This window comes from Phenylobacterium sp. (assembly GCF_031984885.1).
GTDB lineage: Bacteria > Pseudomonadota > Alphaproteobacteria > Caulobacterales > Caulobacteraceae > Phenylobacterium.
Window position 1 is genome coordinate 50,126 of record NZ_DAMABV010000020.1, and the last position, 6,595, is coordinate 56,720.

7 protein-coding genes are annotated in these 6,595 nt (G+C 68.3%); 3 read left to right on the forward strand and 4 right to left on the reverse strand.

The annotated features are described in order from the left end of the window. Nucleotides 1-211: 211 nt before the first annotated feature. Nucleotides 212-616, reverse strand: coding sequence for an MAPEG family protein (locus tag RTL41_RS19705; protein ID WP_312166945.1), 405 nt, complete (start codon nucleotides 614-616; stop codon nucleotides 212-214). A gap of 133 nt (nucleotides 617-749) precedes the next feature. Here RTL41_RS19705 and RTL41_RS19710 point away from each other — a divergent pair, with 133 nt between their 5' ends. Continuing rightward, a complete protein-coding gene (locus tag RTL41_RS19710) occupies nucleotides 750-956 on the forward strand; it encodes a KTSC domain-containing protein (RefSeq protein WP_312166946.1) in 207 nt (68 codons plus the stop codon). A gap of 372 nt (nucleotides 957-1,328) precedes the next feature. On the opposite strand, the gene RTL41_RS19715 is transcribed toward RTL41_RS19710, so the two are convergent. Beyond that, entirely contained in the window at nucleotides 1,329-2,558 is a 1,230-nt protein-coding gene (locus RTL41_RS19715) for an argininosuccinate synthase (protein WP_312166947.1), read from the reverse strand. A 111-nt stretch (nucleotides 2,559-2,669) separates the two neighbouring features. On the opposite strand from RTL41_RS19715, the gene RTL41_RS19720 reads away from it, so the two are divergent. Then, nucleotides 2,670-3,131 (forward strand): Lrp/AsnC family transcriptional regulator, encoded by a 462-nt coding sequence (locus RTL41_RS19720; RefSeq protein WP_312166948.1) that lies wholly within the window; start codon nucleotides 2,670-2,672, stop codon nucleotides 3,129-3,131. Here RTL41_RS19720 and RTL41_RS19725 read toward each other — a convergent pair. Both RTL41_RS19725 and RTL41_RS19730 read right to left on the reverse strand, forming a co-directional pair. Further along, nucleotides 3,128-3,472, reverse strand: a complete 345-nt coding sequence (locus RTL41_RS19725) for a hypothetical protein (protein ID WP_312166949.1) — start codon at nucleotides 3,470-3,472, stop codon at nucleotides 3,128-3,130. The two genes, RTL41_RS19720 and RTL41_RS19725, sit on opposite strands and share 4 nt — an antisense overlap. After that, a complete protein-coding gene (locus tag RTL41_RS19730) occupies nucleotides 3,473-5,395 on the reverse strand; it encodes a potassium transporter Kup (RefSeq protein WP_312166950.1) in 1,923 nt (640 codons plus the stop codon). It lies immediately after the preceding gene. A gap of 213 nt (nucleotides 5,396-5,608) precedes the next feature. Here RTL41_RS19730 and RTL41_RS19735 point away from each other — a divergent pair, with 213 nt between their 5' ends. Then, nucleotides 5,609-6,412: an SDR family oxidoreductase gene (locus tag RTL41_RS19735; protein WP_312166951.1), complete on the forward strand. Its 804-nt coding sequence runs from the start codon at nucleotides 5,609-5,611 to the stop codon at nucleotides 6,410-6,412. The last annotated feature ends 183 nt before the right edge of the window (nucleotides 6,413-6,595 follow it).

Below are 6,595 nucleotides of genomic sequence, written 5' to 3' on the forward strand. Positions count from 1 at the left end.
TCGCATATGGCGCCGTCGCCCGCCGCCTGCGATCGTCATCCCCGGCCGCTTAGGCGTGCCGGGGATCCATACGCGCCGACGATTTGCGGCAAGGCTCGGCGTCTATGGATGGCCGGGACCTGGCGGCCCGGCCATGACGGACCATAGAGAAAATACCCTCCCCCATGAATGGGGGGAACCGAGTGCGGCCGAGACCGCGCCCCTTCGGACCTCAGGCCCCGACCGTGGCCAGGGTCCAGATGATCCGCCCGGCCGCGCCGAACAGCAGGATGGCCGCGGCGGCCAGTTGGATCATGAACCCGGCCTCGCGCTTCTTCGGGTCGGCCACATAGCCCAGCGCGTAGAGGGTCCGGCCGAGGATCCAGACCAGGCCGAGCGCGGCGGCGACCAGGTCGTTCCAGTAGATGGCGAACAGCCACAGGGCGACCAGGAAGATCGGCAGCCATTCCAAGGTGTTGTAGTGGACGCGGATATGCCGCTCCAGGATGGGGTCGCCGGTCCTGGCGGGCGCGGCGACGCCGCTCTTGGCGCGGGCCTGGCCGACCCGCAGGCCCATCCAGAAATAGGTCAGAAGCGCGGCGATGGTGACCAGCGCCACATAGCTGTGCGGTTGCATGTTTCCCCCTTGATCGCGGCCGGCGGACGCGGCCGTTCTAAGGAGGGGAGCTTGGCACGGCCCAGCTTGCCGGGGAACTCTTTCGCCGGTTCTGCGCGTTTAGGGGTGTCCACGGAAGATTGGAGGCCCCGCCATGCAGGTCGACTCCGAAGCGATCCACGAGATTTCCTATGATCCGCACCGCGCCAAGCTGTTCGTCACGTTCAACGACGGCGACCGCTACGTCTATGTCGGCGTGCCCGGCGAGGTGCATCGCAGCTTCCTGGACGCGGACTCGAAGGGCAGGTTCTTCGCCTACGAGATCCGCGACCAGTATCCGTACAACAAGGTCGACGGCTGAAGGGTTTTCCCCGCGCCGATGTCATCAAGTCAGTTGAGCTTTGGGGCGGGCGGCGCCTCATTCGTCAGGCGCGGCGTCAATGGGTCCCGGACAAGCCCTGCGGGCTTTCCGGGATGACACGGGGAGGAGACCCGCGACAAACGCGCCAAAGGCGCACTCCACCCCTCGCACGACGCCCGCCACCCCCACGGCGCCTTCGTGCTCTTCGTGTCCTTCGTGATCTTGGTGTTTCCGCCGAGCAGCTTGCGCCAAACGCCACCGGAAAAAACAGGTGCCATCCCGGTCTTGCTGCGCAAACCGGGATGACTGCGGGGAATGAACGGCCGGCGCGGGCGGGTCCCCGGGACAGGCCCGGGGACGAGGAGGCGAGGCTCAGCCGCGCTGGTCGCGCCTGGCGGCGACGCGCAGGCGCAGGGCGTTGAGCTTGATGAAGCCGGCCGCGTCGCGGTGGTCGTAGGCGACCTTGCCCTCTTCGAAGGTGACCAGGTCCTGGTCGTACAGCGAATAGGGGCTGGTGCGGCCGATGACCGTGACGTTGCCCTTGTAGAGCTTCACGCGGACCTGGCCGGTGACCAGCTTCTGCGACAGGTCGATGGCCGCCTGCAGCATCTCGCGCTCGGGCGAGAACCAGAAGCCGTTGTAGATGAGCGATGCGTATTTCGGCATCAGCTCGTCCTTCAGGTGCATCGAGCCGCGGTCGAGGGTGATGCTCTCGATGCCGCGGTGGGCGGCCAGCAGGATGGTCCCGCCGGGGGTCTCGTAGACGCCGCGCGACTTCATGCCGACGAAGCGGTTCTCGACCAGGTCGAGGCGGCCGACGCCGTTGTCGTGGCCGAGCTGGTTGAGCCTGGTCAGCAGGGTGGCCGGGCTCATCTTCACGCCGTCGATGGCGACGGGGTCGCCGTTCTCGAAGTCCATGGTGAAGACGGTCGGCGTGTCGGGCGCGTCCTCGGGCGAGATGGTGCGCATGTGCACGAACTCGGGGGCCTCGAGCGCCGGGTCCTCCAGCACCTTACCCTCGGACGAGGAGTGCAGCAGGTTGGCGTCGACGCTGAACGGCGCCTCGCCGCGCTTGTCCTTGGTGATCTGGATCTGGTGCTTCTCGGCGAAGTCCAGCAGCGCCTCGCGGGACTTGAAGTCCCACTCGCGCCAGGGGGCGATGACGTGGATGTCCGGCTCCAGGGCGTAGTAGCCGAGCTCGAAGCGGACCTGGTCGTTGCCCTTGCCGGTGGCGCCGTGGCTGACGGCGTCGGCGCCGGTCTGGCGGGCGATCTCGATCTGGCGCTTGGCGATCAGCGGCCGGGCGATCGAGGTGCCGAGCAGGTACTGGCCCTCATAGACGGTGTTGGCGCGGAACATCGGGAACACGAAGTCGCGCACGAACTCCTCGCGCACGTCCTCGATGAAGATGTTCTCGGGCTTCACGCCGGCGGCCAGCGCCTTGGCGCGCGCCGGCTCGATCTCCTCGCCCTGGCCGAGGTCGGCGGTGAAGGTCACGACCTCCGCCCCGTACTCCGTCTGCAGCCACTTGAGGATGATGGAGGTGTCGAGCCCGCCCGAATAGGCCAGGACGACTTTCTTGATGGGGGGTTTCGTGCTCATGGACGGCACCCTACGCCAAGATCAAAACAATTGGATTGCAAAGACACCAAGATTGATCGCGATATTGGCGCCAGATTTCATGACGGCCTTGGAAAGGGGCGCCTGGCGCCAATGAAGCTCGACGCGATCGATCGGCGCATCCTGCGCGCCCTGCAACGCGACGGCCGCATGCAGAATATCGAGCTGGCGCGGGAGGTGGGCCTGTCGCCCTCGCCCTGCCTGCGCCGGGTGCGGCTGCTGGAGGAGGCGGGGGTGATCGAGCGCTATGTGGCGGTGCTCGACGCGGCCAAGCTGGGGGTCGGCCTGACCGTCTTCGCGCGGGTCTGGTTCAAGACCCAGGACGCCGAGGTCACCAACCAGTTCGCCGAGGCCGTGCGCCGGTTTCCCGAGGTGGTCGAGTGCTACCTGACCACCGGCGAGTGCGACGCCCTGCTGCGGATCGTGACCGCCGACCTCAACAGCTACTGGCGCTTCCAGGCCGACCACCTGACGCGCATCCCCAGCGTCCAGAGCGTCAAGACCGACGTGCCGATGGAGACCGTCAAGCGCAGCTACGAGATCCCGCTGCCTTAGGACTTCAGCGCGCCCTCGGCCTCCAGGGTCGCCAGCGCGCCCTTCAGCCATTGCAGGTGCAGCATGGCGACGATCGCCGCCAGGGTGGCGCGCAGGCCGAAGAAGATGACGCTGTAGGAGAGATCGCCGGTGCTGCGGTGGCCCCAGAGCAGGACCATGCCCAGCAGGAAGGCCAGGACCACCGGCAGCACCAGGGCGGCGTTGCGCGGCAGCCGCCAGCGGCCCTGCATCGGCACCAGGGTGTCTGCGTCCATCCGCCGCCAGGCGGCCCGCGCGCCGCCGGCCATGATCGACAGGGCCAGGATCCAGAGGACGTCCGCGGCGATACTCAGAAAACTCATCTAGACGCTCACCTGGGTGCCCAGCTCGACCACGCGGCCGGGGGGTATCTTGTAGAAGTCGGTCGGGTTGGCGGCGTTCTTCATGAGGAAGATGAAGATCTTGTCCTGCCAGAGCGGCATGCCCGACTGGGCCGAGGGGATGATCGAGCGCCGGCCCAGGAAGAAGCTGGTGGCCATGATGTCGAACTTCAGGCCGAGCTTGCGGCACAGGCCCAGCGCCTTGGGCAGGTTCGGGCTCTCCATGAAGCCGTAGGAGATGAACACCTTCGTGAAGTCGTCGTTGACCGGCTCGATGCGGATGCGGTCGTTCTCGCGCACCCGCGGCGTCTCGGCGGTGACCACGGTCAGGATGATGTTCTTCTCGTGCAGAACCTTGTTGTGCTTGAGGTTGTGCATCAGGGCGACCGGCGCGATGTCGGGGTCCGAGGTCAGGAAGATCGCGGTGCCGGGCGCCCGGTGCGGGGCGCGGGCCTTGAGGATCTCCGACAGGTCGACCAGGGGCACGGAGTCGCGGTGGGTCTTGTCGGCGAGGATCTGGGCGCCCCGCGTCCAGGTCCACATGATCAGCACCAGGCCCGCGCCCAGCACCAGCGGCGCCCAGGCTCCGTCGGGGATCTTCAGCATGTTCGCGCCGACGAACACCAGGTCGATCACGCCGAAGAAGCTGGCGGCCAGGACCGCCTGCCAGAGCGGGCGCTTCCACATGAAGCGGATGATGGCGAAGAACAGGAAGGTGTCGACCAGCATCGCCCCGGTCACCGCGATCCCGTAGGCGGCGGCCAGGTTGTCGGAGGTGCGGAACATGAACAGCAGGATCAGCACGCCGATCATCATGTAGATGTTCACCTGCGGCACGAAGATCTGCCCGGCCTGGGTCTCGGAGGTGCGCCGGATGTCGAGCCGCGGCAGCAGGCCGAGCTGGACCGCCTGCTGGGTGACCGAGAAGGCGCCGGTGATCACCGCCTGGCTGGCGATGATCGTGGCCGAGGTGGCCAGCAGCAGCACCGGCCAGTAGGCGATCTGCGGGATCATCGCGAAGAACGGGTTGCCGCGCGCCTCGGGGTGGGCGAGCACCAGCGCCCCCTGGCCGAAATAGTTGAGCAGCAGGGCCGGCAGCACCAGCAGCAGCCAGGCCGTCCGCAGCGGGCCTTTGCCGAAATGGCCCATGTCGGCGTAGAGCGCCTCGGCCCCGGTCACCGCCAGGAACACCCCGCCGAGGATGAAGAAGCCCAGCCAGCCGTTGCTGGCCAGCAGCATCAGGCCGTAGTGCGGCGAGAGCCCGCGGACGATGGAGAAGTCGTCGGAGATGTGCATCAGGCCGAGCGCGGCCAGGGTCAGGAACCAGATCGCGGTGATCGGGCCGAAGAACTTGCCGACGCTGGCGGTGCCGTGGGACTGCACCATGAACAGGGCCACCAGGATGGCGGCCGAGATCGGCAGCACGAACGGGGTGAGCGTCGCCCCGAAACCGGGGGCCTGCTTGAGGCCCTCGACGGCGCTGAGCACCGAGACCGCCGGGGTCAGCACGCCGTCGCCGTAGAACAGGGCCGCGCCGATCACCCCCAGGAAGAAGACGATGGGCGAGCGGCGGCCGAGCGCGCGCTGGGCCAGCGCCATCAGGGCGAGGGTGCCGCCTTCGCCCTTGTTGTCGGCCCGCATCAGGAAGAAGACGTACTTGACCGTGACGATCAGGATCAGCGCCCAGGTGATCAGCGAGACGACGCCCAGGACGGCGTATTCCGCCGCCTCGCCGGTGGCCGGGGTGCGGGCCAGGGCGACCCTCATGGCGTAGAGCGGGCTGGTCCCGATGTCGCCGAACACGACGCCCACCGAGCTCAGGACAAGCGCCCAGAAGCCCTCTCCCTTGTGGGGATTGTGCGACTCCTCCGCCGCGTTGGGAGCGGCGCCGGCTGGGTCAGCCATCCAAGGTCTCCGGGAACAGGAAGATGGGTTCCCTCCGGCGGCAGGGGCGCCGTCGCGGCGGGCGCGATACACCCAATCCGGCGACCGTACAATCGCGACGTGGCCGCGTCACCCTGACGCTGGCGGCCGAACCGGCGGCCGGTTGCGGCGGCGGCTTGACCTTCGGCGGGCTTTGCCCACCTTCGGGCGCAGGTTTGCAGGCGAGGGGCGCAGATGGACCGCAGATTGGCGCTGGTGACGGGAGCCTCGGCCGGGATCGGCGCGGCCTTCGCCAGGATCTACGCCAGCCACGGCTACGACGTGGCCCTGACCGCCCGCAGGACCGATCGCCTGGAACGGCTGGCCGAGGAGATCCGCCTCCGGCACGGGGTCGAGACCCTGACCTTCGCCGCCGACCTGGCCGATCCCGACGCGCCGGGCCTGATCCTCGACCACCTGGCCGCGCACGGCCGCTCCACCGACGTCCTGGTCAACAACGCCGGCTACGGCGTGCCGGGGGCCTTCCTCGACTCGTCCTGGGAGACCCACGAGGCCTTCCTGCGGGTGATGCTGACCGCGCCGACCGAGCTCGCCTACCGGGTGCTGACGGGCATGACCGAGCGCCGCTTCGGGCGGATCGTCAATGTCGCCTCCCTGGCCGGACTGATCCCCGGCTCGCCGGGGGCGACGCTCTACGGCGCGGTGAAGAGCTATCTGATCAAGGCCTCGCAGAGCCTGCACCTGGAGACCCTGGACAAGGGCGTGCACGTGACCGCGCTCTGCCCCGGCTTCACCTATTCGGAGTTCCACGACGTCAACGACACCCGCGAGCAGATCAGCCGGGCCGCGCCGCCATGGATGTGGCTGGGCGCCGACGAGGTCGCGGCCGCGGGCTACGAGGCGGCCGAGGCCAACCGCCCGATCTGCGTGCCCGGGGCGCCGAACAAGGCCATCGCCGCGGGGGTGAAGCTGCTGCCCGACGAGTGGGCGCTGGCGCTGATGGCCTCGCAGGGGCCGCGCATCCGCGGCAAGCTCTGATCGGCAGGGCGCGCCGGCAAACCCGTGATCGGCAGGTTTTGCGCCGGAGCGTCGCAGAAAGGCGCCGATAGCGGATTGGGGGCGGCCGAGCCGGGGCTTGCGGCGCAAACCGGCATGACACCGTTTTTTCCGGCAGCGGCTGGCGCAAGCTGCTCGGCGGATTTTGAAACACCAAGACCACGA